Genomic DNA, 26293 nt, shown 5'->3' on the forward strand with positions numbered 1-26293 from the left:
TCTGTCGCCCACGTTAAGAACCGTTTCTTGGTAACTCCTTTGCGGTTGCCCAGCACTCTCTGTGTTCGCAATAGTGATTGCTCTCCGTAACCTGTCGCTTACCCGTCAAGATCAATTTGTCCAGAGGGTTACGGAGAGTACTTGTCGCATTTGTCGGCTGCGATAGACCGTCTTCGATCGTATGATTCGTCAAAACCCCTGAGGTAAGCGCATTCCTGAGGAGATAGCGATGATGCAGATGATGACGGCAGTGGCGGCCGCGGCGCTGGCGATCCCGGGCGGTGTGGCCGCGCCCGGCACCCCCACCCGGCCGGTCCTCTCCAGCGCGGAGGCCCGCCCGTTCACCCCGGAGAGCTACTTCCGCCGCTCCGGCCTCTACGCCGCCCCGGTCGTCGAACCGTGGCGCCCCAAACCGATAGCCACCGGCCGCCCCGACTACCTGGTCGGCGGCCACGGCTTCGCCACCGTGCAGGAAGCGGTCAACGCCGCCTACCGCGCCGGCGGCGACGCCCGCCGATGGATCGGCATCCTGCCCGGCACCTACACCGGCACCGTCTTCATCCCGGCCGGCTCGCCGCCGCTGACCATCTTCGGGCTCGGCCGCCCGGCCGACGTGCGCCTGGAGTTCACCGTCGACGCCACCATCACCCCCGCCGCGTGGGCCGCCCTGGTCAACCCGGACGGCCGCTATGCCGAGGGCGACCCGGCCTGGCCGATGTTCCAGGCCTGCGCGACCAAGACCACCGCCACCGCCGCGCTGTGCGCCACCGTGGTCTGGGCGCAGAGCACCGACCTGCAGCTCAAGGGTCTGACCATCACCAACACCCTGCTCGACACCGTCGACCGCGGCACCCACCAGGCCCTCGCCCTGCGCACTGACGCCGACCGCACCCAGTTGGAGAACATGCGGCTGATCTCCCGGCAGGACACCTTCCTCGCCAACGCCGACGACGTCACCAGCATCGCCCGGGTGTCGGTGCGGGACAGCTACATCGAGGGCGACACCGACTTCGTCTTCGGCCGCGCCGCCACCGTCTTCAGCGGCACCCACTTCCACCTGGTGTCCTCGCGCAAGGCGTCCGGCGGCGTCATCTTCGCGCCGAACACCGCGCCCAACTATCCGTACGGCTTCCTGGTCATCGATTCCCGCATCACCGCCGACGCGGCCTACCAGGCGGCCCCGACCGGATACCTGGGCCGGGCCTGGGACCAGGGCGCCAGCGCGACCGGTTACCTGCCCGGCATCACCCCGAACGGCCAGTTGGTGATCCGCGACAGCCTGATCGGCGCGGGCTTCAACGAGCTCACCCCCTGGGCGTCGGCCGCAACGACGGCCCGCCCGTTCGCGGCCCGCATCGACGAGGGTCGCGACCTGAACGACGTCAACTACAACCGGCTGTGGGAGTTCCGGAACAGAAGTTGAGGTCCGCCACCGAGGCCGGGGTCAGTGCGGTGATGCCCAGCTCGCTGAGGCCGGCGGCGATCCGCTTCTCGTCGAGGCGGCCGAGTGGCTCGGCGTACGGCTTCATTGCCTCGATCTCGCCGATCCTGGTTCGACTTGAGCATGGTGAGGTTGGGGACGTTGCCGGCGCCCTTCTGGATGTCGACCTCATCCCGGTGTCGCGGAAGAAGCCTTTGTCCCGGGCCACCCAGATGAAGGCGTCCCGCCCGACCGCGCCGAACCCGGTCGCGTAGGTGACCTTGTCAGGCGTCTTCACCACGTCGACCTTGGGTCCACCGTCGTTGGTCGGGTCGTCGTAGCATCCGGCCGTGATCGCCAGGACGGCGAGCGCGACAACAGCAGCCTTGAGCCTCATGGCCGGATGGACCGCGCCCGCCCGCGACCCGCAGATGGCACTGGGTGCGATCGCCGAGCTGGAGTAAGCCGGAGCGGTCGCCGGCGACCGCATTCCGGTCGTCCTCGGCCCCGACACCGGACTGCCCATCCCGGCCCGCAGTGAGCCGCCCGCCGCACGACTACTCGTACATGCGGACCGTGCTCAAGTCCGCGATGATCCACGACGAGCTGGTCGCGACCGGGGTGCCCGGCATTCTGAAGGCGTGGGCGCACGAGGCCGGCGGCGGTCGCCTCTTCGTCGGCGTGTCCATCGAGCAGAAGTACGCCCGCCAGGTCGGCCACCTCACCGCGCAACTGCCGGCCGCCGCCTACATTAACCGTTACGTCGTCGTGGTCGACCTCGACATCGACCCGGCCGACCTCGACCAGTTGGTCTGGGCGATCTCCACCCGCACCGATCCGGCCGACGACATCGAGGTGCAGCGCCGCACCCGGGGCAGCCGGCTCGACCCGATGCTGCCCGAGGGCGCGGCGCCCTTCAACAGCCGCGCGGTGATCGACGCCTGCCGCCCGTGGGAGCGGCTCGGCTCGTTCCCCCGGGTGGCCCAGAGCGATCCGGCCTATTTGGCGGAAGTGCGAGCCCGCTGGGCGAGCGTCCTCGGCTGAGACCACCACATCGACAGGAACACGCCGGTCAGCACCAGCAACGCTCCGGCCAGCACGAACCAGGCGGTGATCTCCACGTTCTGCTTGTGCAGGCCGATCTCCTTGGGCAGGTCGCCGAGAACGTCGCTGAGCTGATCGGCGTCCTCGGCCCGGAAGTAACGCCCGCCGGTGGTGTCCGCGACGTTCTGCAGCGCGTCCTCGTCGATCTGCTGGTTACGGCCGCCACCGCCGCGCCCGCCGAAGCCACCGCCGCCCGGGAAACCGCCGCCGGTGAACTCGTCGCCGCTGACCTGGCTGGCCGAGCACACCATCGGGGCCGGCGTGGTCGTGCCGAAGCCGATCGTGAAGACCCGCACCTTGCGGGCCGCCGCCTGCTCGGCCGCGGTGGCCGGGTCGACGCCGGTGGTGTTCGAGCCGTCGGTGAGCACCACGATGGTGTCCGGCTGGTAGTCGCCGAGCGTGTTCGGGGCCGCGTCGCCGAGGTCGACGCCGGTGGCCGCCACGTTCGGGTTGTGCTCGGCGATCGCGTCGATCGAGGTGAGGATGGCCTGGCCGATCGCGGTGCCGCGAGCGGTCTTCAGGGTGTCGATCGCGTCGAGCAGCGCGTCCTTGTCGGTGGTCGGCGGGACCAGCAGGCCGGCGATCCCGGAGAACGCGACCAGGCCGATCTGGGTGCCGTCGCTCTGGTCCTTGATGAACTTGCGGGCCGCCTCGGTGGCCACGGTCAGCCGGTTGGGCTCGACGTCGGTGCTGCACATCGAGCCGGAGACGTCGATGGCCAGCAGGATCGACGTGCTGTTGGACGGCACCGCGATCGACGCCTGCGGCCGGGCCATGGCGCCGGCCAGCGCGATCAGGCCGGCCAGGAACAGCCAGACCGGGATGCGCCGCCGCCACGCGCTGCGGCCGGGAATCGCGGCCCGGATCAGCGCGACACTCGAGACGACCACCGCGGAGCGTTTGCGCCGCCGGTTCATCCACCAGCGCACCGCGAGAATGAGCGGCACTATCAGGAGCGCCAGCAGCGCCCACGGCCAGCTGAGCGACATCAGACGATCCTCCCGTGCCAGCGGGTGCCGAGCAGCGCGCCGAGCGCGAGCAGCAGCAGGGCGGCGCCGGCGAACGGCGCGGTCAGCTCGAGCGGCTCCTTCTTCGAAGTGAGGCGCAGGTCGATCGACTTGGTGGTGTCGGCGAGCGCGGCCTCGTCGGCGGCCTGATGGTATGACCCGCCGGTGACCTGCGCGACCGTGGTCAGCAGGCTTTCGTCCATGGTGGCCGCCAACTGGTAGCCGTCCACCTCGACGGTGCCGCCCTTGGCGGTGCCCACCCCGACGGTCTGGATGCGGACGCCGGCCGCGGCGGCGAGCTCGGCCGCCGCCTCGGTGTCCGGTCCGCCGGTGTCCGCCCCGTCGGAGAACACCACGATGGTCGCCGACGGCCAGTAGCCGAGGCTCGGCGCCTGGGCGCCGTCCTGCGGGAGCGTCACCGACTTGCCGGTGATCGTGCCCAGGGCGACCAGGATCGCCTGACCGAGCGAGGTGCCGCCGCTGGCCACGGCCCGGTTGATCGCGGCGATCGCGGTCGCGTGGTCGTCGGTCGGGGCCTGGGTGAGCAGCGCCTGCTCGCCGAAGACCAGCACACCCACGTCGACCGAGCCGGGCTGTTGCTCGACGAAGCCGGTCGCTGCCTTCTGTGCCGCGGCGAGCCGGGACGGCTGCACGTCGGTAGCTTTCATGCTGTTGGAGATGTCGAACGCGAGAAGCACGGTGCCGGAGACGCGGGGCACGGCCACCTGGGCCTGCGGCCGGGCCAGGCCGATGAGCATGATCGGCAGGGCGGCGAGCAACAAGGCGTACGGCAGGTGGCGGCGGATCGCGGCGCCTCGCCCGCTGCCGGCCACCGCACCGAAACCCGCGGCCTTCAGCGCGGCGGTCCGCCGACGCTGCAACATTACGTACGCCGTGACAGCCGCCCCGGTGACCAGCACAGCCACCGCGATCACGAGCGGATAGAGGAAGCTCACCGGCGAACCCTCCCCGAGCGGCGGACCATGTCGACCATCGCGGCCAGCAGGTCCTGGTCGGTGGTGATGCGGTGGGCGTCGACCCCGGCCTTCCGCATGCCCTCGGCCAGCTCGGCCTCGCGCGCGTCGACCTGGGTGGACAGCCGGCCGCGCAGCAGCGGGTCGCTCGTGTCGACCAGCAGCTGCTCGCCGGTCTCGGCGTCCTCGACCAGGATCACGCCGAGGTCGGGCAGGTCGAGCTCGGCCGGATCGACGACCCGGATCACCACCACCTCGTGGCGATGGGTCAGCCGCGCCAGCGGGCGGTCCCAGCCGGGATCACCGATGAAGTCGGACATCACGAAGATCAGGCTGCGGCGCCGCGTCGTGGTCGTCGCGGCCAGCGCCAACATCTTCGACAGATCCGTCGTCTGGCCCTTCTTCCCGTTCTTGCCGGGCCGCAGCAGCTCCCGGGTGATCCGGAGGATCTGATCGCGGCCGGTGCGTGGCGGGATCACCACGTGGCTGTCGTTGTCGAACAGGATCGCGCCGACCCGATTACCGCCCTGCGACACCACCCGGCCGAGGCTGACCGCCAGCTCCGTCGCGGTCGACTCCTTGCCGGCTTCCCGCCCGAAACGCATCGACGCCGACCGGTCGATGACCAGCCACGCGGTCAGCTCCCGGTCCTCGGTGTAGAGCCGCACGTGCGGCTCGTCGGCCCGCGCCGTCACGTTCCAATCGATGTGCCGGACGTCGTCCTCGGGGGTGTAAAGGCGCAGGTCGGTGAAGTCGAGGCCGGTGCCGTGCCACACCGTGCGGTAGGCGCCCTGCAACCGGCCGTCGAGCCGGCGGCCGAGCCGCCACTCCAGGCGTCGCAGCAGACGCTCCGGTGCGCTGGTGACCATCAGCGGCCCCGGCCGGCCGGCTCCGGGATCGACAGGTTCGCCAGGATCTTCGAGAGAATCATGTCCGGCGTCACCTCGTCGGAGAGCGCCTCGTAGGACAGGACCAGGCGGTGCCGCAGCACGTCGAAGGCCAGGTCGGTGACGTCGTCCGGCACCACATATTCCCGGCCGCGGATGAACGCGAGCGCGCGGGCGGCCAGGACCAGGCTGATCGACGAACGCGGGCTGGCGCCGAAGGTGACGTAGCGCGCCAGGTCGGTGAGGCCGGCCCGGGCCGGGTCCCGAGTCGCGTGGGCGAGCTGAACGGCGAACTCGATGAGCGACGGGTCGACGTACACCTGATCGGCCTGTTGTTGCAGTTGAATCAGGGTTTCCGGGTCGATGATGCGCTGGATGATCGGGGTGGGCGCCAGCGCCCGCTCGACCACCACGAATTCCTCGGTGGCGCTGGGGTAGCCGACCACGACCTTCATCATGAAGCGGTCGACCTGTGCCTCCGGCAGGGGATAGACGCCCTCGTTCTCGATCGGGTTCTGCGTCGCCATGACCAGGAACGGGGTGGGCAGCTTGTGCGTCTCGCGGCCGATCGTGACCTGCCGCTCCTGCATCGTCTCGAGCAGCGCGCTCTGCACCTTGGCCGGCGCCCGGTTGATCTCGTCGGCGAGCAGCAGGTTGGTGAAGACCGGCCCGAGCTGCACCTGGAACTCGCCGGTGGGCTGGTGGTAGACCCGGGTGCCGACGATGTCGGCCGGCACCAGGTCGGGGGTGAACTGCACCCGGTGGAAGTCGCCGCCGACCGCCGTCGCGAGCGACTTCACCGCGAGCGTCTTGGCCAGGCCCGGCACGCCCTCGACCAGGATGTGGCCGCGTGCGAGCAGCGCCACGATGAGTCGTTCCAGCAACACGTCCTGGCCCACGATGGTCTTCTTGACCTCGTAGAGCACCTTCTCGATCGGGCCGGCGGACGCGGCCGGAACCGCGGCGTCGCTCCAGTTCACGCGTTTCTCCTCAACATTCACAGTGGCGGCGTGCGGCCGTCGCCCTGACCGGTGGCGCCGAGCGCGGCGCCGATCGGGACGGCGAAACCGATGCCGATGAAGGTGCCCGCTTCGGTCGGGTTGGCGAGGGCCACCACGATGCCGGAGACCTGGCCGCGGTCGTTGATCAGTGGCCCGCCCGAACTGCCCGGGTTGACCGCCGCGTCGAACTGGATCAGCCCGGTGATGTTGCCGCCCTCGTCACGGCTCATGGTGCGGTCGAGCCCGGAGACGACGCCGCTGCTGGTGCTCGCGGTCAGCCCGAGCGGGTTGCCGATGGCCACCACGTCGTCGCCGACCTGCAGGCCACCGCCGAGAGTGGCCGGCACCAGCGTCTCCGGCAACTGCGCCGGGGTGAGGGTGGCGATATCCTGCGCGTCGTTCTTGGTGGCGACCTCGGCCGCCGAGGTGGTGCCGTCCGCGTAGGTGATCTTGATGGCCACCGCGCCGTCGATGACGTGCGCCGCGGTGAGGATCGTGCCGTTCGCGTTGGCGATCACACCGGTGCCGGTGGACGACTCGGCCATCGATTTGGCGCCGGCCGCGGTGCCGGACTTGCCGGTCGAGGTGATCCGGACAACCGACGGCAGCACCGTCTTGTAGACGTCGGAAACGGTGAGCGGCGCGTCGGACGCCGAAGGTTTGGGCTGCGCCGTCGCCACCGGCGCCGGGGCCGAATCGCCACCCCGGAAGAGCACCAACCCGGTGATCGCCACCGCCCAGACCGCCAGCACTCCGATCAACACTTTCCGGCCGGACCCCGGCGGCGGGTTCCAGCGCCGCCGGGGTTGCGCCGGCTCGGGCGGCGGCGGCGGGCCATCGGCCAGCACCGTCATCACGGGACCTGCGCCCTCGCTGTGCATTTCTCGACTGTAGGAGCGGTTTCTCAAAGTTGGTTGAGAGTCGCCTACGAATTCCTGACCCGCCAGATCAGGTCAAACGCCGATATCGGCGCACCGCGAGCGGAACGAATACGACGAGTAACAACAGCGGCCACGCGATCGCCGGCCAGAACTCACCCCCGTGCCCGGGATTGCCGAACAATTCCCGGGTCGCCGACGCGGTGGCCGACAGCGGATTCCACTCCGCGACCGCACCGAGCCAGCCCGGCATCGTTTCCGGCGCGGTGAAGACGCTGGACAGGAACGCCAGCGGCCAGACCAGAATCTGCACCGCCATCAACATCTCCGGTTTGCCGGCCACCAGCGCCAGCCAGATGCCGAACCAGAGCAGTGCATATCGCAGCGAAAGCAGCAAAAAAACCGCAAGCAGCGCATCACCCGGCCCGTTGTGCCAGCGCCAGCCGACCAGCGCCCCGAACCCGATCAGCACGGCCAGCCCCACCACCGCACTCAGCATGTCGGCGACGCTGCGCCCGGTCAGCACGGAGGCCGCCGAGATCGGCATGGTGCGGAACCGGTCGGTGACGCCCCGCCCGGCATCCGTGCTGACCGCCTGGAACGTGGACTCCAGCCCGAACGCCATGGTCAGCACGAACATCCCCGGCAGCAGAAACTCGCGGTAGTCACCGCCGCCCGGCACCTGCATCGCTCCGCCGAACAGGTAGGCGAACATCAACAGAATCATCACCGGAAAGAGCAGCCCCAACGCAAGCTGAGCCGGCTGGTTACGCCACTGCAGCAGCGTCCGCCGAGTGAGAGTCCAGCTATCCACGAGGTACGCCGTCACGCCGCACCCCTCCCAGCCACGCCCGCCCCGGTCGCGCCCGCCCCGGTCAGGCTCAGGAACACCTCGTCCAGGGTTGGGCGGCGCAGCGTGAGGTCCTCGACGCCGTGCAGCGTCTTGGCCGCCTCGACCAGCGCCGCGACCCGGTCGCGGACCGGCACGCTCACTCGTCGCCGGTCCGGATCGAGTTGTGGCTCGCCGGTGCCGATGCGGCCCAGCAGCTCGGCGGCTGCCGCGAGTGACGAGGCGTCGCGCACCACCACCTCCAGATGGTCGGCGCCGAGTTGACCCTTGAGCTCGTCGGCGGTGCCGGCCGCGACCACCCGGCCGCGATCGATCACCGCGAGGCCTTCGGCCAGCTGATCGGCCTCCTCGAGGTATTGCGTGGTCAGCAGGACCGTCGTGCCCTCGGCGACCAGCGACCGGATCTCCTGCCACACCTCGTTGCGGGCGCGCGGGTCGAGGCCGGCGGTCGGCTCGTCGAGGAACAGCACGGCCGGCCCGATCAGCAGACCGGCGGCCAGATCGAGCCGTCGGCGCATGCCGCCCGAGTATTTCCCGGCGGCCCGGTCGGCGGCCTCGGCCAGCCCGAACCGCTCGAGCAGCTCGGTGGCCCGGCGACGGGCGGTCGTCGCGCCCAGGTGGTGCAGCCGGCCGAACATCTCAAGATTTTGCCGGCCGCTGAGCTGCTCGTCGACAGCGGCCTGCTGGCCGACCAGCCCGATCCGGGACCGAACCCGGTCGGCCTCGCGAACGACGTCGTGCCCGGCCACCCGGGCGCGCCCGGCGTCGGGCCGCAACAGCGTGGTGAGGATCCGCACCGCGGTGGTCTTGCCGGCCCCGTTGGGCCCGAGCAGCCCGTGAACGGTCCCGGCCGGAACGGTCAGGTCGAAGTTGTCGAGTGCGGTGGTCGAGCCGAAACGCCTGGTCAGGCCGCTCGCCTCGATTGCCGGATCGCGCATCGTGCTCCTATCACTTTACAGCGTACGGAGTTCGTGGCATCGCCAGTATAACCACACTCCGTACGCCGTAAAGTGTTCGAGGTGACGACCGACTTCACCGGCGGCGGCGACCCCCGGCGCAGCATCGAGCTGCTCTGGGGCCTGAGCCCCGGTCTGGCCCCGGGGGAGAAGACCCGCCCCGGCCCCAAACCGCGCTTCACCGTCGCCGAGATCGCCGCGTCGGCCATCGCGATCGCCGACACCGACGGCCTGGCCGCCCTCTCCATGCGCAAGGTCGCCGAGCGCGTCGGGGTCAGCGCGATGTCGCTCTACACCTACGTGCCCGGCAAGGCCGAGCTGATCGACCTGATGCTCGACACGGTCCTGGCCGAGGTGTCACTGACCTTCGACGGCGCCGCCGACTGGCGCACCCGCCTGGAACGGGTCGCTCGGGAGAACTGGCAGCTCTACCTGCGCCACCCCTGGCTGCTCCAGGTCGCGACCAGCCGCCCACCGCTCGGCCCGCACCTGATCGCGAAGTACGACCATGAGCTGCGCGCGATCGACGGCATCGGACTGGACGACGTCGAGATGGACCTGGTCGTGCAACTGATCGGCGACTACGTGCATGGCGCCGCCCGCAGCGCGGTCTCCGCCACCCTGGTCGCCCAGCGCACCGGCCTCACCGACGAGCAGTGGTGGGAGCAGGCCGGACCGGTGCTCGAGCAGGTCCTCGACCCGGCGGCGACGCCCACGGCAACCCGGGTCGGCGCGGCCGCCGGCGAGGAATACAACGCGGCGGGTGACCCGGCCCGGGCCTTCGACTTCGGCCTGCGCTGCCTGCTCGACGGGGTGGCGGCCCGGATCAGTCCAGACCGAGACCCCGGCGGCCGGTCTCGTTGAGGTCAGCGGGCTGGAAGCGGTCGGGCCACTCGCGCTCGTAGTGCTCGGGCGGGAAGTCGCTGGGACTCTCACCCTTGACGAACGCGTCGCGCACGGAAGCCGCATATTCCTCGTTGCGCGGGCACCACGGCGCGGCCGGGATGTACATGACATTGCCCCAGCCCTGCTGAGCCTCCACCGGCGCGACGCTGTGGATCATGTCGCAGTGCCACCAGACGGAGTCGCCCGCCTTGACGTCGGGGATGCCGGACAGCGCCTCCATGAGCGGGGCGTGCCACTTGTGCCCGGCCGGGAAGACCTGATTGACGGTGACCCCGCACATGTCGTCGTCGGGGACGTCACTCAGCAGCGGGCGCAGCATCAGGTAGGCCATCGCCTCCGGGATCGGCACCGTGTGCAGCACGCCCTGGTCATGGTCCATGTCGGACAGCGCCGTCCAACCCTGGAAGGTGCGGAACGCCGAGCACATGGTCGAGCCCGGGTATTGCGGGCCGGAAGTGCGGTAAGCGGCGTCCCACGGGTCGTAAGCCTCGACGCTGCCGTCGAACAGGTGCCGGAACGCCTGCTGGTAGGCCTGGGTCATCCACAGGTCGAGCGTGCCGGGGTCGAGGTGAGTGCCGAGGCCGGCCGAGTCGGCTCCCTCGGGGCGCCGGCGGATGCGGTCGGGGTAGAGCGAGTCGCGGTCGGGGTCGAACCACTTCACGCCCTCGGACTCGTGCTTCCACTGCGCGTTGAGGAAGGCCTGCACGGTCGCCATGCGGTCGCTCTGCCTCGCCTGCATCTGCGCCGGCGACCAATAGATCGGGTAAATCTCGGGCTTCGAGCCGACGCTGCCGAAGAAGTCGTCGCCGGGCCCGCGGTAGTTCTCGAAGAAGTGGTTGCCCTCGACGTAATCGACGATGTCGCGGTCCCACCCCACGGCCTGTTCGCGCTCGAAGTGGCCGCGCACCACCAGGCAGCCGCGTCGGCGAAGCTTTGCCAGCTCCGCGGGGGAGACCTTGCCGTCGGCGATGTCGGCATAGTCGATCACCGGCCAGATGGTCTCGCCGGCTCGCCGGGCAGCGACGATCTCGTCGATCGCGGCCTGGACCCGGCGCTCGACGACGGCGAACACGTCATCGACGGTGCGGCCGGAGGCGGCGATCCGGGCGCGCAGCGCTGCCTTGATCTCGCGCGTCGCGGCCTGGAGGTCGGTGGGAGTCGACTCCCAATGCGGCAGGGCGGTAGTGGTGGTCGGCACGGGAGCGGCTCCTTCTAGTCAGTTCTCCTTACTTGAAAGTTGACGGTAGTGCCCCGCGCGCTTTCCAGGCAAGGGTCATTACTAGAATTGGCACGTGGACGCAGCCAAGCCGTCACTGGACATCGTCCGGTTGCTGACCGACGAGCACGTCCTCCGCGCTCTCATGCGGCACCGCCGCCTCACCCGCGCCGAGCTCGCCGCCGACATCGGCATCTCCAAGCCGACCGCCGGCGAGAGCGTCCGCCGCCTCGCCGAGCGCGGCCTGCTGGTCGACACCGGCGAGCGCACCCAGGGCGGCCGCGGCCGAGGGCGAGTGGGTTCGTATTACTCGCTGGCCACCGACATCGGCACCGCCCTGGCCGTCAGCATCGCGCCCGAGGGCGTGGTGGCCGAGCGCGTCGACGCTTACGGCGACACGGTCCGCCGCGCCGAACGCCCGGCCCGGCCGGATCGGGTGGCCGAGGCCCTGCGCGAGGTCGCCGCCGAGGTCAGCGCACCGCCCCAGCGCATCGGGACGCCCGAGCCGCATCGGCATGCCGAGGCGCCGGGCCGGACCGATGCGTCCGATCCGCATTGGCACACGGAGCCGGCGAGGCCCCCCGACCCGGCCGAGCCCTCATGGCATGCCGACTTGGGTGGGCGACCGCGGCTGGCCGTGGTGAGCGCGGCTGATCCGGTTGACCGGGCCACCGGGCGGCTCATGCACCTGCCCGACTCGCCCTTCCTGGTCGGCGAGCTCGACCCGGTGGAGATCCTTGAGGCGCACGTCGCCGGTCCGGTTGCGGTCGACAACGACGTCAACTGGGCGGCCCGGGCCGAACGGGCGAGCGCGGGCGACGAGTTCGCCTACCTTTTCCTCGATCGAGGGCTGGGCTGCGCGATCGTCGGAGACGGCGAGGTGCGGCGCGGCAGTTCCGGCCTCGCGGGGGAGATTGCCCATCTGCTGACGGTGGGCCCCGACGGTCGCGCCGCCCCGTTCATCGAGGTCTTCGCCCAGCTCGGCCTTCGCCAGCAGGGCTCGACCGCCATCGACGTGAAGCGCCTGCTCGCGGCGGGCGAGTCCACGCGGGAGGCGATCGGCCGGGCCGTCGCTGGGGTGGTGGCGGCCGCGATCACGCTGGCCGATCCGGGGCGGGTCGTGGTCGGTGGCTCGTGGGGACCGGCGCTGCTGGCGAACATTCGCTCGGCCGTCGCCGAGCTGCCTCGGAGCGCCACGGTCGAGGCCGCCACGGTCGCCGACCAGCCGTCGCTGGCCGGCGCCCGGGCCGAGGCGGTGGAGCGACTGCGCGCGGCGATCGCGCGCAGCAGCTAGGTAGCACTTGGCCCCGACAAACCACCCCTTGCCGACATATTGCGGCGCTGGATGTCGATCATGGCGACTTCTTGTTCTTTCTGAACAGCAACTCACCAAGATCGAGCGCTAAACGCGCGGGCGCGGGAAGCGCGGAGATCCGGGAAGCGAGATAGATGCCAATCTTGATTCGCGGGTTACGCTGATCCCTCTCGTCACTGCATGATGATCGCGGGGACACTATGAGTGATCTGAGCCTGCCGACGCATGTGTTGACCGAGATCGACAGCCCGGTCCGGGAGACTCGTCTGACCGGTGTGGACGAGTTGAGCCGGATCGCCGTCGCTGACGATCTCGCCATGGCGGCTGCCGCGCGCAGCGCGCTGGAACGCCTGACCCAGGACGACAGCCGCGCCGTCTCCGCTGCCGCGGCCGCCGCGATCGAGCGCACCGCCATCCGGGTGCGGCCCGACCGGGTCGACTTCGGGCAGCTCGCGCCGGGCACGCCGCGCGTGGTCGCCGACGTGCTGGTGGACGGGCCGCCGCTCGCGCTGGCCAGCGCCACCGTCTCGGTCTCCGGGCCGGGCCTGCGCGCCATGCTCGCCGGGCGGCAACTGCGGATCCTGTGGCAGCCGCGCTCGGAATGGCTGGACGGCTCGGTCACCGTGCGCGGCCCGGCCGGGTGGGCCGAGGTGCGGGTGACCGGGCAGATCGCGGTCGGGCCGGTGTCCCGGGCCACCATCGAGGCGCAGTTGCGAACGGTGAACGCCACGGTCAATCACGCCGCCTACGGCCCGTCGCGGGTGACCGTGCTGCCGGCTCAGCCGCCACGGCGCCGGTTCGGCGGGGCGGTGCTGATCGCCGGCCTGACCGCACTGGTCGTGCTGGGTGGAGCCGGCGTCGCCTGGGCGCTGATCGGCCGGCCCGACAACGGCAGCCCGGCCGCGGTAGCCGGTCCGCTGCCCACCGCGGCCCCAGCTGACCCAAAAGCATCGGCCGACTCAAATGCGATGGTCGGTACGAAAACGCCGGCCGTGACGCTGTCGACGGAAGCGCTCGCGCGGCGGATCACCAGCCTGGCCAAGCCGGTCGTGCTCGCCACGATCAAGGTCGGCAACGAGCCCGAGGGGGTGGCGGTCTCGCCCGACGGGGGCACGGTCTACGTCGCCAACCAGAGTGCGAAGGTGCTGTCCGTGGTCGACACCGGGACCCGGGCGGTCACGTCGATCACGCTGCGCAACACGCCCCGCTTCGTGGCCGTCTCCCGGGACGGTCGCAAGGTCTTCGTGTCGATGTACGAGAACGACAAGAAGACCGGCAGCGGCGTCGCCGTGGTCGACGCGGTGGGCCGGACGGTCGACGGCTACGTGAAGACCGGCGACGCGCCGTTCGCGCTGTCGACCGGGCCGGACGGAAATCTCTGGGTGCCGATCCACGGCGCCGGGCGGGTCGAGATCTACGCGGTCGGCGACCAGAAGTCGCAGGGCGTGATCACGGTGCCGCCGAACCCGCACGCGGTCGGCTTCTCCGGCGATCTGATGCGGGCGTTCACCGCCAACCACGAGTCCAACGCGGTCGCGGTCATCGACATGAAGTCCGACAAGCTGCTCCGGTCCATCCCGGTGGCCAAGGCGCCGCACAGCATCGCGGTCTCGCCGGACGGCCGCCGGGTGCTGGTCGCCGGCTTCGAGGCGAACGCGGCGAACCTGATCGACGCGAACACGCTGAAGAGCACCGGCCCGTTCCCGGTCGGCAAGGCGCCGCAGAGCGTGGCGTTCGCGGCCGACAGCAAGCATGGCTACACGGTCAACGAGGGCGACAACACGATCTCGGTGCTGGACGCGAGCAACGGCAAGGTGACCGCGACGGTCCAGGTGGGCAAGAGCCCGCGCACGATCGGGGTGTCGCCGGACGGCCGGTTCGCCTACGTGTCCAACGGTGACGACGACACGATCTCGGTGCTGCGGGTGGGGGAGTGAGCCGACGGGACGCCGCCGCCGGCGAGGTGCTGCTCCGGCGGATCTATGCCGAGCACGGTGCGGCCCTGCTGGCCTACGCGGCGCGGCTGACCGGCGATCATGCGCGCGGCGAGGACGTGGTGCGCGCGGTGCTCGTGCGGGCCTGGCGGCATCCGGAGGTGCTGGCCGAGTTGACCCGGGCGCGGCTGTTCGCGACGGTCCGCGAGATCGCCGGCGGAAAGAGCGAGCCCGATTTCGCCCTGCTCGGCGCGGTCGAGACGCTGCCTCCCGAGCACCGGGACGTGCTCACCGCCCTCTACTTCCAGGGCCGCGACGTCGCCGAGACGTCCGCGTCGCTGGGCGTTCCGGCCGGTGACGTCAAAATGCGTAGCTATCAGGCGTTGCGGCGGCTGCGTGAGGCGGTGGCCGGGTGACCGAGCACGAGACGGCACTGCTGGGCGCGTACGTCCTCGGCGTTCTTGATCGTTCGGAGCAGGGCGCGGTGCAGGCGCATCTCGACGGCTGCGCGCCGTGCCGGCGCGAGGTCGAAGACCTCCGCGAGATGGAACAGGCGCTGGGTGAGCTTCCGCCGGAAGCGTTTTTGGAGGGGCCACCGCCAGGCGGCGACCTTCTGCTGCGTCGCACGATTGATGAGGTACGCGGTGAGCGCCACCGCCAAACGTGGCGGAACCGATCTCTTCTCGCTGCCGCGGCCGCTCTGCTGCTGGTAGTGGCACTCGGCGGTGGCGCCCTGATCGGCCGGCGCACGCTCGATCCCGCTCCGCCACCCGGCACGACGGCGGACGGCGCCCGCGCCGCGACCGCGACCGACGCCGCGACGGGCGTGACCATGGCGGCCGAGGTCCGCCCCGCGACCGGCTGGGTGCGGATCCACGCCACCGTGACCGGCGTGCCGGCGGGGGAGGAGTGCCGCCTGGTGGTGGTCGCTCCGGACGGTTCGCGCGAGCAGGCCGGCAGTTGGCTGGCCGCGGAATCGGGAACCACCACGATGGATGGCGCGGCCCTGATCGCCCCGGCCGACGTCGCCGCCGTGCAGGCCGAAACGTACGCGGGCCGGATCCTGGTGACCGCCCGGCCCTGAGCGGCCTCTGCTGTCGACAGTGGACTATCCGACATCTCGCCGCATTACGGCCAGGTAAAAGCGTATGCACGATCTTAGATATTGATCCTGAACGTTCGGTCATGTTGGATGACCCTGTTAACGGGGATGAAAGGGATCCAACAATGGTCCAGTCTTTACGCGCGCGTTGGCGCGTCCTACTAATATCCGTTTTAGCCGCATTCGCCCTTTTATGGGGAGCGGGAACCGCGCTGGGCGTGGTCGGCGGAAGCGACGTACCGCAAGGTGGTCTGGCATTTGTCGCTCGAATCGCCATCGGTAGCAATGAGCGCAACTGCACCGGCGTGCTGGTCGATCCGCGCGTGGTGCTGACCGCCTCGAGCTGCTTCGCCGACGCCGGCGCGCTGCACAACGGCGTGCCGGTGGCAACCACCACGGTGACCTTGGGCAGCTCCTCGTCGACGGTGACGATGGTGCTCACCCATCCGCAACGTGACCTCGCGCTGGCGAGGCTGCGGACGCCGATCTCGTCGGTGACCCCGGTGGCGCTGTCCGCGACCGCGCCGGCCGCCGGCGACGAACTGACCCTGGCCGGCTTCGGGCGCTCCGCGTCCGACTGGAACGCCGGGAAGCTGCGGTCGGCCAAGTTCAAAGTGGATGCGCCCACGGCCGCCGCCTTCGATGTGGTGGCCACCGGCAGCGACGCGGTCGGCCTGTGCAAGGGTGACGCCGGCGGCCCGGCTCTGCGGCTGAGCGGCAGTGAATATCAGCTGGCCGGTCTGCACCACACCGCCAACCAGGCGCAGTGCCTGGGCGAGGCGGCCGGCGACCCGCGGGGCAACGAGACGCGGCTGGACGACGTGCGGGGCTGGGTGACCGGCAACCTGACCGGCTTCGCGAGCGGCTCCGAGCTCGGTCAGACGACGCCGACCTGGACCAACACCAAGGACGACAACGGCGGCGTCACCAACGTCAAGGGAATCTGCTGCGACCTGACCGGCCCCGAGCTGTTCGTCAGCCCCGAGCTGGACATGGGCGGCGGCGAGCGCGCGCTGGTTTACTCCGGCCTCGACAACAGCACCACCGAGTCGTACGGCTACCTGAAGGCGTACGACCTGGGTGGCCAGCCCGTCCGGGCCGGCACGGTGCTGAGCTACTGGGTCTACCCGCAGAGCAATGCCGGCAGCTGGGGCCTGGCCTCCGGCAACAACAGCACCTGCATCGGCATCGACCTGATCTCCACCGACAACAGCGCCCTGCGTGACGCCGGGGTCGTCGACACCCGCGGCATCAGCGCCCACCCGGCCAAGCACTGCGGCCAGCTGACCATGGACAAGTGGAACCAGGTGGTCGTGCCGATCGGCAAGTGGGCCGGCAAGCGGCTCGCGCGCCTCGCGATCGGTTACGACCAGCCGGCCAACACGGGCGGATACCGCGGCTACATCGACGAGATCTCGATCTCCGAGGACGCGTTCAACACCGGTGTGGAGACCGGCCAGACCGTCCCGAAGTGGACCAGCACGGTCTCCGACGGCGGCGGTTCGCGCGGCGGCTCGAAGAACGTCGGCGGCATCACCGCCAGCGTGACCGGGCCGGAGCTGCTCACCGGCACCGCCGCGGCCAACGCGCACACCGGCGCCGGCGAGCTCGTCTACACCGGTCTCGACAACAACGCCACCCAGTCGTACGCGTACATGAAGGTGTTCGCTCCGGCCGACACCTACGTCACGCCGGCGACCAAGTTGTCCTACTGGATCTTTCCGCAGAGCGAGACCGGCAGTGCGGGGCTGGCCAAGGGCAACAACAGCGCCTGCGTCGCCGTCGATCTGATCTTCAAAGACGTGGTGACCGGATCCGAGTCGGCCCTGCGTAACAGCCTCGCCCCGGACCAGCGCGGCGTCCCCGCGCACCCGGCCTGGCGATGCGTCAACGCGACGCTCGACACCTGGAACTACGTCAGCGTCCCGCTCGGCGAGCTCTTCAAGGGCAAGCAGATCATCCAGCTCGACATCGGTTACGACCAGCCCGGCAATACCGGCGGGTACCGCGGCTTCATCGACGACATCCGCATCAGTCGCTAACCGCCCGGGCAGGCTCGCGCCGTGATGGCCGGCGGGCCGCCGTGGTTCCGATCTCGGAAAGAGATGTGAAGTGCTGAAAAGAATTGCGCCCGCACTGGCGCTGATAATGCTGTCCACTGTGGCCACTGTCGGATTCGGGGCCACACCGAGTCATGCCGAGGCGCCGGCCGCGGAGAGCCCGTCGACGTCACTAGCCGAGGATTTCCGCTATCCGGGACAGGCGACGGTCAACGACGTCAAGCTCCTCTCCGGCGACGGCAACATCATGCAGGCCACCTGCGCCACCGGACTGATTTCGGTACGCGTCAGCGCCGCCACCAACGGCGAGGTCTGTTTCCGGGTGCTCGCGCTCCCGGGCAACGTCACGATCCAGGTCCCGTCCCTCACCGAGATCCGCGGCGACGGGCACGACCTGGTGGCCCTGATCAAGCCGGCCGGCTCGCTGCCGTCGTCGATCCACGTGACCGCGGCGACCAGCACTCCGGTCGTCGGTGCCACCGGCGACACCACGCTCGTGCTCAACGCGGCCACGCCGTCGACGGTCGCGAAGCCCACGATCCGCTGGCCGAACTGGGACGTCAACAACCTGCCCGACCGGGGCTGGTTCGCCATGACGAACTGGTCGCAGATCCCGCACTCCTACTCCGGCGAGGAGGAGCGCGAGTGGTCCTGCCAGATGGGTGCGGAACTGCACCACGGCGGTCCGCGGTCGCAGGCCCTCGCCGCGTCGGCGCTGCTGCAGCCCTCCGGTGACCCGGAGGACCTCAGCGACGACTTCGAGGCCGCGCGGGACATGGACACCGCCGACTACCCGCTGACCGACGAGAAGCGTGCCCCGCAGGAGGCGGCCTGGATCGCGCAGCTCGCCACGCTGTCGGGGGCGGGCAACATCCCGCCGTCGTTCGGCTACCCGTCCGACGACTTCCTCTGGGAGCACGTCAACTTCGACCGGGTCTTCGACATCGTCCCCGAGGCCACCGACGCGACGACCGCCAAGGTCAAGGAGATGGTCGCGGCGAAGGTCAAGACCGATCCGTTCCTGATCGCCTACGCGGCCTACATGGACCACGTCTTCCAGGCGTTCGGAGCCCCGCCGGGCTACGGCGAGATCGGGGCGACCGAGGCCCTCGCGAGCATCTCGGCCGACGACGCCCGCCGGTTCCTTCAATATGGCGGCTTCCCGATGACCGCGCCGGTCAAGGGCACGCCGGAGTTCCGGGTCGCGGTCGAGGAGATCAAGGCCCGCTGGGCCTCCTGCGACATCACCAACCCGCAGGACCCGTACTCGGTGCTGACCGAGGTGGTCGCCACCGCGCAGACCGAGTGGAACGCGGAGCGGGACGCCCAGGCCGGCGAGCGCAAGACGATCGTCAGCGCGCACATGTCCGCCTGGACCGCCATGCGCGGCGCCAACGAGGCCATGATCGAGTCGGTCGGGCAGGCCTGGGTCGCCGAGCGCGCCCTGGTCTGGCAGAAGAACCGGCTCGCCAACGGCACGCCGCTGACCACGGCCGAGCAGACCGCGCTCAACGCCGTGATCAAGGGCGCACAAGACAAAATCAGTGCACAGATCACCAAGGCCAATCAGTACGTCGCGACCGCGACCGCGGCCGGCACGAGCGCCGACAACGCCCAGACCGCCGCCAACGCGAAGGCCACGGCCGCCGGATATCCGGCCGGACGCGGGCTGACGTACGCGCATCAGTCGGTACAGGTCACGAAGGCGCTGATCGGCGCGGCCACGTCGTCGGCGGCCGCCTCGAACACCGCCCTGCAAGCATCCAAGACCACCGGCTCGACCAGCGAGGCGCTGTGGGCGCAGTCGCAGGCCGAGATGTTCGCCGTGCAGGCGAAGTTCCGCCGCCAGGCGGCCGAGTACGCCCAGTACGAGGCACACCAGGCAGCCCTGGCGGCAGCGGGCGAGGCACAGAAGGCCTCCGACGCGGCCGACCGCGCGCATCAGGATCGCCTCGACGCCGAGGCCGCCGAGGCGGTCGCCAAGACCAAGGCCGCCGACGCCCACGCCAAGATGCTCGTGGCACAGAGCGAGCGCGACAACGCCGCGGCCAAGCGCGCCGAGGCGGACAAGCAGCGCAACAACGCCGCGGCCGCGCAGACCCGGGCCGAGCAGCAGCGCGACATTGCCGTCGCCAAGCGCAACACGGCTCAGACCGAGGCTGGTGTCGCGTCCCGCAAGCGCCAGGACGCCGAGCAGTCGGAGCGGTACGCGACCGATCAGCGCAACATCGCGATAAACGCGGCGATCGCCGGCAACACCCTGGAGCAGCAGGCGGCGACCGCCGAGGCGTACGCCGATGCCGACGATTCCCAGGATGACGCGGCCGATGCGCGTGCCGCGGCCACCGCGGCGCGTGCCGCAGCCAATGCCGCGACCAGCGCCGCCGGCCGGGCACAGTCGGCGGCCAACGAGGCGACCGCAGCGGCGGTGCTGGCCCGCAAGGCCGCCACCGAGTCGCAGGCCGCGGCTGACCGGGCCAACGCCGCCGCCGACGCGGCCGAGGCGGATGCCGCGGCCACCGCGTCGCAGTTGCGGATCGCGCAGGCGGCTGCCGCCGACGCGATCAGTGCCTCGAAGGAGGCCGCGGCGGCGGTGACGGCCGCTCAGCAGCAGGCGACCATCGCGGCCGCCAAGGCGCAGGAGGCTCGGGACCAGGCCGCTGCGGCCCGGTCGGCGGCGGACCTGTCGCTGGGAGCCAGCGCCGACGCGCTGGGCCGGGCGACGGCCGCGAGCGATCAGGCGGCCGCGACCCGAGACGCCGCGCTGCGTACGTACGCAGCGGCGGACGAGACGGTCTCGATGGGGACGCCGTTCGCGCAGACCGACACCTCGGCCGGTATGGCCGTGCTGGTCGGCATGGATGCGAAGTCCATTGCCGAGCAACAGACGGCCGCGGCCGACGCGAAGGCGGCCGAGGCGGCCCGTGCCGCACAGGCGGCACACGCCGCCGCGGCGCAGGCCGACGCCGACGCCAAGGCGGCCGCCGAGGCCGCCGCGGCAGCTGCCGACGACGCCGTCGCCGCGCAGAACAGCGTCAAGGCGGCTGCGGCGTCCGCGAAGCGGGCAGCGCAGGAGGCGTCCCTGGCCGCGGCGTCCGTGGCCCGGACGGCGCAGTACAACGCCAACGCCCAGGCCGACGCCGCCACGGCGGCCCGGTTCGCGGCCGAGGCCGACAGCGAGGCCCAGGCTGCCTGGGACGCTGCCGACGAGGCCGAACGGGACGCCGCCGCGGCCCACGTGGCAGCCGATCAGGCTTCCGCGGCGGCAGCCGATGCCCGGGCGGCGGCCGACCAGGCCGAGCGGGACGCGACCGCGGCCGAGGCGGCCGCCCAGCGTGCCCTCGAGGCCGCGCAGGACGCCCAGAACGCCGCAGCCCTGGCCGAGCAGAATGCCGATGCCCAGGCCCGCGACGCACTGGCCGTCAGCTCGCCGGCCGGTGAGGCCGGGGTTCAGGCGATACCGCACGTGGAACCACAGGTCATCAGTCAGACGCCGATCACCTGCGTGCCGTTCGGATTCTGCGAGACCAAGGTCACGTTCCGCATGGTCGGCACGATGGACCTGGTCCTGGTCACGTGTCCCGACCTGTCCCAGACATCGTGCCCGGGTCAGGAGAGCAAGGACCTCCTGAGCACCATCGCCATCAACGATCCGCCGCAGACCAGGACCGTCCAGCTGGACCGCAACGACGTCCTGGACATCCTGGGTCACGTCGTCACCTCGCTGATCAGCGACTACATCACTTGTTTCAAGGGTGTCACGGTCAACGACGGCAAGATCGACGGAAGTCAGGCCAAGGACTGGGCGATCGCCTGCGCCTGGGTCGTGGCGGACTGGGTCCTGCCAGCAGTCGTGGGCAAGGTGGCCAAGGCCATCAAGGCCATGCGCATCGCGATGCGTACCGGCGTCGGCTTCGGCGAGGCGTACGAGGCACTGCGGGCTTCCGGAATCTCGGCCACCGCGATCACCAAGATCGAAAGCGAGATGTACGAGGCGGTCGTCCGCCTCTGCGGCGGGCACAGCTTCGCCGCGGACACGCCGGTGGTGCTGGCCTCGGGTGGGACGAGACCCATCAGTGAGGTGGCGGCGGGCGACCTGGTGCGGGCAACCGACCCGGTTACCGGCCACAAGGCGGACGAGCGGGTCACCGAGCGGTTCGTCACCCAGGACACCGAGCTGACCGACGTCACGGTGCGCAATGCCGCCGGTCGCACCGGCGTCCTGCACACCACGCCGCATCACCCGTTCTGGGCCGGCGCCTGGGTCGACGCCGAGGACCTGGCCAAGGGCGACCAACTGACTGGGGACGTCACGGTCGAATCCGTCCACACCTACCCGGGTGCGGCGACCATGTACGACCTCACCGTCGACGAGCTGCACACGTACTTCGTCGAGGCGGCCGGCGCCGACGTGCTGGTGCACAACGTCAGCTGCCCGCTCTGGGTCACCCGGGCGCTGACGGCGCTCAAGTCCAAGCGGATCACCACCGGGCAGATGTTCGACGACTCGGGCAACCAGCTGTTCGTGGAGATGACCAGTGGGGCCGACTCGTCGACGCCCCTCATCGACGACTTCCTGGCCAAGTCGCCGGACATCTCGGGTGGTCCGTTCTCGGCGGCCAAGGACACCGAGACGAAGTTCGCCTGGTGGATGCGTCTGTACAAGGGCGACGGCAAGGTCGACGTGGTGATCAACAACCCCAAGGGTCCGTGTAAACCGCCGAACGGCTGTCAGACGCTCGTCCCGACGATCCTCAAGCCGGGTCAGGAGATGCACGTCTGGTACCCGAACGCGACGGAACCGGTCGTGCTCAAGGGCCGGTCGACGGTTCCGTGATCGGCACGTTCCTGAGGTAGACCTGAGATCGGAAGCGCACGCCGTCCTCGACGGCGTGCGCTTCCCTCAGTTGCGGTGCGAAGATGTTCGACCGGCTACGAGATGGTGTGGAGTGGCATGACGATCTGGGAAGTTATGGCGGACGCGGACCGCGAGCGATGGGAGTACCTGCCGTCGATCAGCGTCGGGCCGCTGCGGTTCGGGATGAGCCCGGCCGAGGCGGCCGCCGTCCTCGGGAATTTCACCGCCGAATTGACCCCGGTGCGAGCCGACAACGCCCTGAAGGCCGAGTACCGCCGGCCCGCCCCGCCGCCGTGGTTCCGCGGCGCGGTGACGGCGTACTTCGGACCGTCCGACGGCCTCTTCTGCGTGGTGGTCGACGCGCAGTCGGGGCCGCAGGTGGTCATGGACGATATCGAACTGGTGGGTCGGGTGCCGTCGCACGTCGAGGCGCAGCTTCTCGAGCACCTGAAGGCGCGGGACATCGTGCTGCGTTACCAACCGGAAGGCGACCCGGAGGCCGAGGAGTTGGGGCTGACGATGCGCGCCCAACGGGTCGGTGACCTCCTGCTGACCCGCCCGGTCTTCGCCGTTCTTGGCGAGCGGGCCTACACGCTGTGGGACGTCGTCCCGGCCGACGAGCTGGAGGTCCGCTGACGCGCACCGTCCTTGTTGAACAGTGTTGGCTCTAGACTCTCGCTATATCGATCGCGGCCACATATTATCGGTCTGTGACCGCTCAATATACGCAGCGTCATCATGGCAGGTGGGTTCGATGACCGCCATGGGCTGGATCGCGCTGGCCCTGACCATCTTCGGCGCTTTCGCCTTCGCGGCGGCCTCGATCCTGCAAGCCGTCGGGGCCCGCCGCAGCACCGGCATGGCCAACACGCTCCGGCATCCGCTCTATCTTCTGGGCACCTTCCTCGACCTGCTGGCCTGGGGCTGCTCGATGGTCGCGCTCAGCGAGCTGGCCGTCTATCTGGTCGAGTCGGTGCTGGCCGGCTCGCTCGCGATCACCGTGGTTGCCGCCCGGGTCATCCTCAAATCGCATCTGCGCGGGGTCGACGTGGTGGCCGTGGCGGTCTCGGTGGCCGCGCTGACCGTGCTGGCCATGTCGGCCGGTCCGCAGGACACGGTGGAGACCTCGGGCATCTTGCGGCTCGCGTTCTGCGGCGCCGCGGTCACGATCGCGCTGCTCGGCTGGGCCGCCACGAAGTTCGCCCCGCCCGGCGTGGTGGCCGGGTTCGCCGGTTTGTGCCTCGGCGGCGCCGCCCTGGTCGGCCGGGCGCTGACTTTCCCCGAGGGCGCCTTCGGCAGCTGGAACTCGGGTCTGCTCGCCGTCGTCACCTCGCCGCTGATCGGTGCGCTGCTCGTCTTCGGCGTCACCGGCATGGTGCTCTACGCCGATGCGTTGCAGCGTGGCTCGGTCGGCCCGGTCACCGCCGTGCTGTGGATCGCCGAGGTGATCGCCCCGTCGGCGGTGGCCGTGACGTTCCTCGGCGACACCGTGCGCCCGGGCTGGGAGATGGCCTCGATGGGGGCCGGCCTGGTCGTGGTGGTGATGGCGGTGGTGCTGGCGACCGCGCCGGCGACCGCCTCCACCGTGCTGGCCGCCGAGGGCCTGCCCGCCCTCGAAGCCGCGCCGGCCCGGCACGCCCTCCCGGCGGCGCCGACTCCGGCGGTTGCCGCCGCCGCTCCGGCCGGCGCCGCCCGGAAGCCGCATGCCGAGCGGATCATCTGGTGGGGCGCGCCGCCGATCTGGGTGCCGCCGGGGCGGGTGCGCCCGGCGCTGGCCGGGCACACCGCGCCCGCGCTGTCCTGGGCGCCGCCCGAGCGCCAGCCGCTCTGGGCGCAGCCGCGACCGTCCGATGCCGACTCGACGGAGATTCCGCGCCCGGCCGCCCCCGATTTCCCTGCGCAGCCGGATGCGCCACTCTTCCCCGAGCCGGCCCGCCAGCGTCCCTGGCACGACCTGCCCGCCGCCTGACCTTTCAGCACTGCCAGGTGAGCGGCCCCGCGTAGGTGTTGAGGCTGGTGCGGGCCATGCCGACGACCAGGCCGTTGTCGGCGACCGCGGTGGCGGTCGCGGTCAGGCCCTTGGCCGTGGGCAGTTTCAGCGGGCCGTCGGCCAGCAGCACGTAGCCGCCCGCCACGATCCAGCCGAGTGCGTTGACCGCCTCGCCGGGCCCGACCCCGTCCAGGGCGGGCGGCAGGTCGGCGCCGGCCGGCGTCTTCAGGTGGGTGAGCGCGCCGGTGCGCAGGTTCCACAGCGCCGGTTCCATCGCCGGCCACAGGCCGCCGGTCGCCCAGTCGCCCTGGGAGTGATAGGCGGCCGTGGTCTGGCCGGGCTCGGTCTTCAGCTGGTGACCCCGGCCCTGCTGGTCCCACACGTACCCGGCGTCGGCCGACCCGTCGATGTAGATGCTGCCGATCAGGGTGCCGTCGTCGTTGAGGTCGTAGGCGTTGCCCCCGGCGGGCAGCGGGAGCTTCGTCGCCTTCGTCGACCCGGCCTTCCAGAGGATCGCGAAGCTGTCCTTGCCGCCGCTGTTGCCGCGGGGCTCGACGTTCAGCACGACCTCGCCGCCCGCGTTGATCTGCGGCTGCGGGTAGGCGTGCCACTTGCCCGCCGGCAGCGAGAGCATCTGGTAGGAGCCGTTCTGCCACAGGAACGGGTAGTCCTCGTTGTCGATGTCGATCATGCCGACCACCTGGCCGGCCGCGTTGACGTCGGTGAGCTGCACCGACTTCCCCGGGATGTCGAGCACCTCCGCCTTGCCGCCGGTCCACAGGATCGGGTGGTAGCCGCCCTTGCTGTAGGAGTGGCCGAGGATGTATTTCCCGGTCGGATCGACCGCGGTGACTTCGATCTCCTTCGCGCCCTTAGGCACCGGCAGCTTCGCCATCTCGCAGGCGATAGCAGTGGCGGGCACCGACTTTTTGGGGGCCGCGGAGGCCGGGGCCGGCGAGGCCGAGGTCGACGCCGATGGGCCCACGTTGAACATCGCGTCGTGGAACGCGCCGGTCAGCATCGGCGGCACGCCCAGCAGCACCCCGATGGCCAGGACCGCGCCACCGGCCGCCCGGGTCGTCCGGCGGCGGCTCTCCCGTTTGCGGCCGGCGGTGAGCAGGTCGTTCAGGTCGACCCGGCTCGGCGGGACGTCGAGCCCGTCCAGCCGGTCCCGCAGTTCGCGCTCCTCGTTCACGCTTGTCCCGTTCCCCTCGCGACCCGAAGCGGACCCGCCTCGAGAACGCCGCGCAGCGAGGCCAGCCCGCGCGACGCCTGACTCTTCACATTGCCCGTCGAACAGCCGAGCGCCTCGGCCGTCTCGTCGACCGAGAGGTCGACGAAGTAGCGCAGCACCAGCACGGCCCGCTGCCCCTTCGGCAGCCCGCGCAGCGCGGTGACCAGCGCGTCCCGCTCCTCGAACGCGTGCTGCGCGGGGGCGGCCTGATCGGGCAGGAAGTTGCCGAGCAGCACCTTCGACCACCGGCGGCGCTTCTCGTCGAGGAAGCGGCGCACCAGCATCCGATGCACGTACGCGTCGATGTTGTCGGCGCCGCTCGCTCGCTTCCAGTCCACGTAGAGCGAGGTGAGTGTGGCCTGCACTATGTCGTCCGCCTGGTGCCGGTCGGAGCAGAGGATGTACGCAAGACGGTGCAAACGAGACAGTCTTCCGGTCACGTACTCCACGTACTCCCGCTCGGTGTCGGGCCGCATCCGGTTCCTCCCCCTGGACCTGTCCGTTTCCTTTGTCGTTGCCGGGCCCGCAAAAGGTTGCATTACAGTTCCGCCGTGCAAAAGATGCCGGATCTCGGGGCGTTCGCGGTCCTGTGGCCGGGTTC

Annotated in this window: 22 protein-coding genes; 11 read left to right on the forward strand and 11 right to left on the reverse strand. The window is 70.6% G+C overall.

Annotation, left to right across the window (positions count from 1 at the left end; all coding sequences use genetic code 11):
• Positions 1-229 precede the first annotated feature (229 nt).
• On the forward strand, positions 230-1423 hold the full coding sequence (locus AB0E90_RS21185; protein WP_360407951.1) for a putative acyl-CoA thioester hydrolase: 1194 nt from the start codon (positions 230-232) through the stop codon (positions 1421-1423).
• Here AB0E90_RS21185 and AB0E90_RS21190 read toward each other — a convergent pair.
• A complete protein-coding gene (locus tag AB0E90_RS21190; protein ID WP_360408517.1) occupies positions 1383-1817 on the reverse strand; it encodes a hypothetical protein in 435 nt (144 codons plus the stop codon). The two genes, AB0E90_RS21185 and AB0E90_RS21190, sit on opposite strands and share 41 nt — an antisense overlap.
• 140 nt (positions 1818-1957) lie before the next feature.
• Here AB0E90_RS21190 and AB0E90_RS21195 point away from each other — a divergent pair, with 140 nt between their 5' ends.
• Positions 1958-2464 carry a hypothetical protein gene (locus tag AB0E90_RS21195; RefSeq protein WP_360407954.1) on the forward strand — a complete coding sequence of 169 codons (507 nt, stop codon included), beginning with the start codon at positions 1958-1960 and terminating at the stop codon, positions 2462-2464.
• Here AB0E90_RS21195 and AB0E90_RS21200 read toward each other — a convergent pair.
• From AB0E90_RS21200 to AB0E90_RS21230, 7 genes are all read right to left on the reverse strand, one after another.
• A complete protein-coding gene (locus AB0E90_RS21200; RefSeq protein WP_360407957.1) occupies positions 2419-3513 on the reverse strand; it encodes a VWA domain-containing protein in 1095 nt (364 codons plus the stop codon). The two genes, AB0E90_RS21195 and AB0E90_RS21200, sit on opposite strands and share 46 nt — an antisense overlap.
• Entirely contained in the window at positions 3513-4487 is a 975-nt protein-coding gene (locus AB0E90_RS21205; protein ID WP_360407960.1) for a VWA domain-containing protein, read from the reverse strand. The genes AB0E90_RS21200 and AB0E90_RS21205 overlap by 1 nt, the downstream gene beginning before the upstream one ends.
• Positions 4484-5374, reverse strand: coding sequence for a DUF58 domain-containing protein (locus AB0E90_RS21210; RefSeq protein WP_360407963.1), 891 nt, complete (start codon positions 5372-5374; stop codon positions 4484-4486). Before AB0E90_RS21210 ends, AB0E90_RS21205 begins: the two co-directional genes overlap by 4 nt.
• Positions 5374-6372, reverse strand: coding sequence for a MoxR family ATPase (locus tag AB0E90_RS21215; RefSeq protein ID WP_360407966.1), 999 nt, complete (start codon positions 6370-6372; stop codon positions 5374-5376). The genes AB0E90_RS21210 and AB0E90_RS21215 overlap by 1 nt, the downstream gene beginning before the upstream one ends.
• A 17-nt stretch (positions 6373-6389) precedes the next feature.
• Positions 6390-7274, reverse strand: coding sequence for a trypsin-like peptidase domain-containing protein (locus AB0E90_RS21220; RefSeq protein WP_360407969.1), 885 nt, complete (start codon positions 7272-7274; stop codon positions 6390-6392).
• Between the two features lie 67 nt (positions 7275-7341).
• Positions 7342-8085: an ABC transporter permease gene (locus AB0E90_RS21225; protein WP_360407972.1), complete on the reverse strand. Its 744-nt coding sequence runs from the start codon at positions 8083-8085 to the stop codon at positions 7342-7344.
• 11 nt (positions 8086-8096) lie between these two features.
• Entirely contained in the window at positions 8097-9059 is a 963-nt protein-coding gene (locus AB0E90_RS21230; RefSeq protein WP_360407975.1) for an ATP-binding cassette domain-containing protein, read from the reverse strand.
• Between the two features lie 81 nt (positions 9060-9140).
• On the opposite strand from AB0E90_RS21230, the gene AB0E90_RS21235 reads away from it, so the two are divergent.
• A complete protein-coding gene (locus AB0E90_RS21235; RefSeq protein ID WP_360407978.1) occupies positions 9141-9941 on the forward strand; it encodes a TetR/AcrR family transcriptional regulator in 801 nt (266 codons plus the stop codon).
• Here AB0E90_RS21235 and AB0E90_RS21240 read toward each other — a convergent pair.
• Positions 9904-11181 (reverse strand): DUF1479 domain-containing protein, encoded by a 1278-nt coding sequence (locus AB0E90_RS21240; RefSeq protein ID WP_360407981.1) that lies wholly within the window; start codon positions 11179-11181, stop codon positions 9904-9906. The two genes, AB0E90_RS21235 and AB0E90_RS21240, sit on opposite strands and share 38 nt — an antisense overlap.
• A 94-nt stretch (positions 11182-11275) precedes the next feature.
• On the opposite strand from AB0E90_RS21240, the gene AB0E90_RS21245 reads away from it, so the two are divergent.
• The 8 genes from AB0E90_RS21245 to AB0E90_RS21280 all read left to right on the forward strand — a co-directional run bounded on the left by AB0E90_RS21245 (position 11276) and on the right by AB0E90_RS21280 (position 24437).
• Complete coding sequence (locus AB0E90_RS21245; protein WP_360407984.1) at positions 11276-12493, forward strand: ROK family transcriptional regulator; 1218 nt, start codon at positions 11276-11278, stop codon at positions 12491-12493.
• Positions 12494-12714: 221 nt separating this feature from the next.
• Entirely contained in the window at positions 12715-14451 is a 1737-nt protein-coding gene (locus AB0E90_RS21250; RefSeq protein WP_360407987.1) for a YncE family protein, read from the forward strand.
• On the forward strand, positions 14448-14864 hold the full coding sequence (locus AB0E90_RS21255) for a sigma factor-like helix-turn-helix DNA-binding protein (protein ID WP_360407990.1): 417 nt from the start codon (positions 14448-14450) through the stop codon (positions 14862-14864). The genes AB0E90_RS21250 and AB0E90_RS21255 overlap by 4 nt, the downstream gene beginning before the upstream one ends.
• Positions 14861-15532: a zf-HC2 domain-containing protein gene (locus AB0E90_RS21260; RefSeq protein ID WP_360407993.1), complete on the forward strand. Its 672-nt coding sequence runs from the start codon at positions 14861-14863 to the stop codon at positions 15530-15532. Before AB0E90_RS21255 ends, AB0E90_RS21260 begins: the two co-directional genes overlap by 4 nt.
• 143 nt (positions 15533-15675) lie before the next feature.
• A complete protein-coding gene (locus AB0E90_RS21265; RefSeq protein ID WP_360407996.1) occupies positions 15676-17592 on the forward strand; it encodes a S1 family peptidase in 1917 nt (638 codons plus the stop codon).
• Between the two features lie 118 nt (positions 17593-17710).
• Positions 17711-22447, forward strand: coding sequence for a DddA-like double-stranded DNA deaminase toxin (locus AB0E90_RS21270; RefSeq protein WP_360407999.1), 4737 nt, complete (start codon positions 17711-17713; stop codon positions 22445-22447).
• Between the two features lie 117 nt (positions 22448-22564).
• The gene (locus tag AB0E90_RS21275) at positions 22565-23104 is read left to right on the forward strand and encodes a hypothetical protein (RefSeq protein ID WP_360408002.1); all 540 of its coding nucleotides are present in this window, start codon (positions 22565-22567) and stop codon (positions 23102-23104) included.
• 118 nt (positions 23105-23222) lie between these two features.
• Positions 23223-24437, forward strand: coding sequence for a hypothetical protein (locus tag AB0E90_RS21280; RefSeq protein ID WP_360408005.1), 1215 nt, complete (start codon positions 23223-23225; stop codon positions 24435-24437).
• Between the two features lie 4 nt (positions 24438-24441).
• Here AB0E90_RS21280 and AB0E90_RS21285 read toward each other — a convergent pair whose 3' ends face one another.
• Both AB0E90_RS21285 and AB0E90_RS21290 read right to left on the reverse strand, forming a co-directional pair.
• The gene (locus AB0E90_RS21285; RefSeq protein ID WP_360408008.1) at positions 24442-25653 is read right to left on the reverse strand and encodes a hypothetical protein; all 1212 of its coding nucleotides are present in this window, start codon (positions 25651-25653) and stop codon (positions 24442-24444) included.
• Positions 25650-26168: a SigE family RNA polymerase sigma factor gene (locus tag AB0E90_RS21290; RefSeq protein ID WP_360408011.1), complete on the reverse strand. Its 519-nt coding sequence runs from the start codon at positions 26166-26168 to the stop codon at positions 25650-25652. The genes AB0E90_RS21285 and AB0E90_RS21290 overlap by 4 nt, the downstream gene beginning before the upstream one ends.
• Between the last annotated feature and the right edge of the window lie 125 nt (positions 26169-26293).

The sequence above is a fragment of the Actinoplanes sp. NPDC026619 genome (genome assembly GCF_040638295.1).
In the GTDB taxonomy this organism is placed as follows: Bacteria; Actinomycetota; Actinomycetes; order Mycobacteriales; family Micromonosporaceae; genus Actinoplanes.

Excerpts from the sequence above, each read along its gene's own strand:
- AB0E90_RS21185 (WP_360407951.1), top strand. The coding sequence starts at position 230 with ATGATGCAGATGATGACGGCAGTGGCGGCCGCGGCGCTGGCGATCCCG.
- AB0E90_RS21190 (WP_360408517.1), bottom strand. The coding sequence starts at position 1,817 with ATGAGGCTCAAGGCTGCTGTTGTCGCGCTCGCCGTCCTGGCGATCACG.
- AB0E90_RS21200 (WP_360407957.1), bottom strand. The coding sequence starts at position 3,513 with ATGTCGCTCAGCTGGCCGTGGGCGCTGCTGGCGCTCCTGATAGTGCCG.
- AB0E90_RS21210 (WP_360407963.1), bottom strand. The coding sequence starts at position 5,374 with ATGGTCACCAGCGCACCGGAGCGTCTGCTGCGACGCCTGGAGTGGCGG.
- AB0E90_RS21220 (WP_360407969.1), bottom strand. The coding sequence starts at position 7,274 with ATGCACAGCGAGGGCGCAGGTCCCGTGATGACGGTGCTGGCCGATGGC.
- AB0E90_RS21230 (WP_360407975.1), bottom strand. The coding sequence starts at position 9,059 with ATGCGCGATCCGGCAATCGAGGCGAGCGGCCTGACCAGGCGTTTCGGC.
- AB0E90_RS21250 (WP_360407987.1), top strand. The coding sequence starts at position 12,715 with ATGAGTGATCTGAGCCTGCCGACGCATGTGTTGACCGAGATCGACAGC.
- AB0E90_RS21265 (WP_360407996.1), top strand. The coding sequence starts at position 15,676 with ATGGTCCAGTCTTTACGCGCGCGTTGGCGCGTCCTACTAATATCCGTT.
- AB0E90_RS21275 (WP_360408002.1), top strand. The coding sequence starts at position 22,565 with ATGACGATCTGGGAAGTTATGGCGGACGCGGACCGCGAGCGATGGGAG.
- AB0E90_RS21280 (WP_360408005.1), top strand. The coding sequence starts at position 23,223 with ATGACCGCCATGGGCTGGATCGCGCTGGCCCTGACCATCTTCGGCGCT.
- AB0E90_RS21290 (WP_360408011.1), bottom strand. The coding sequence starts at position 26,168 with ATGCGGCCCGACACCGAGCGGGAGTACGTGGAGTACGTGACCGGAAGA.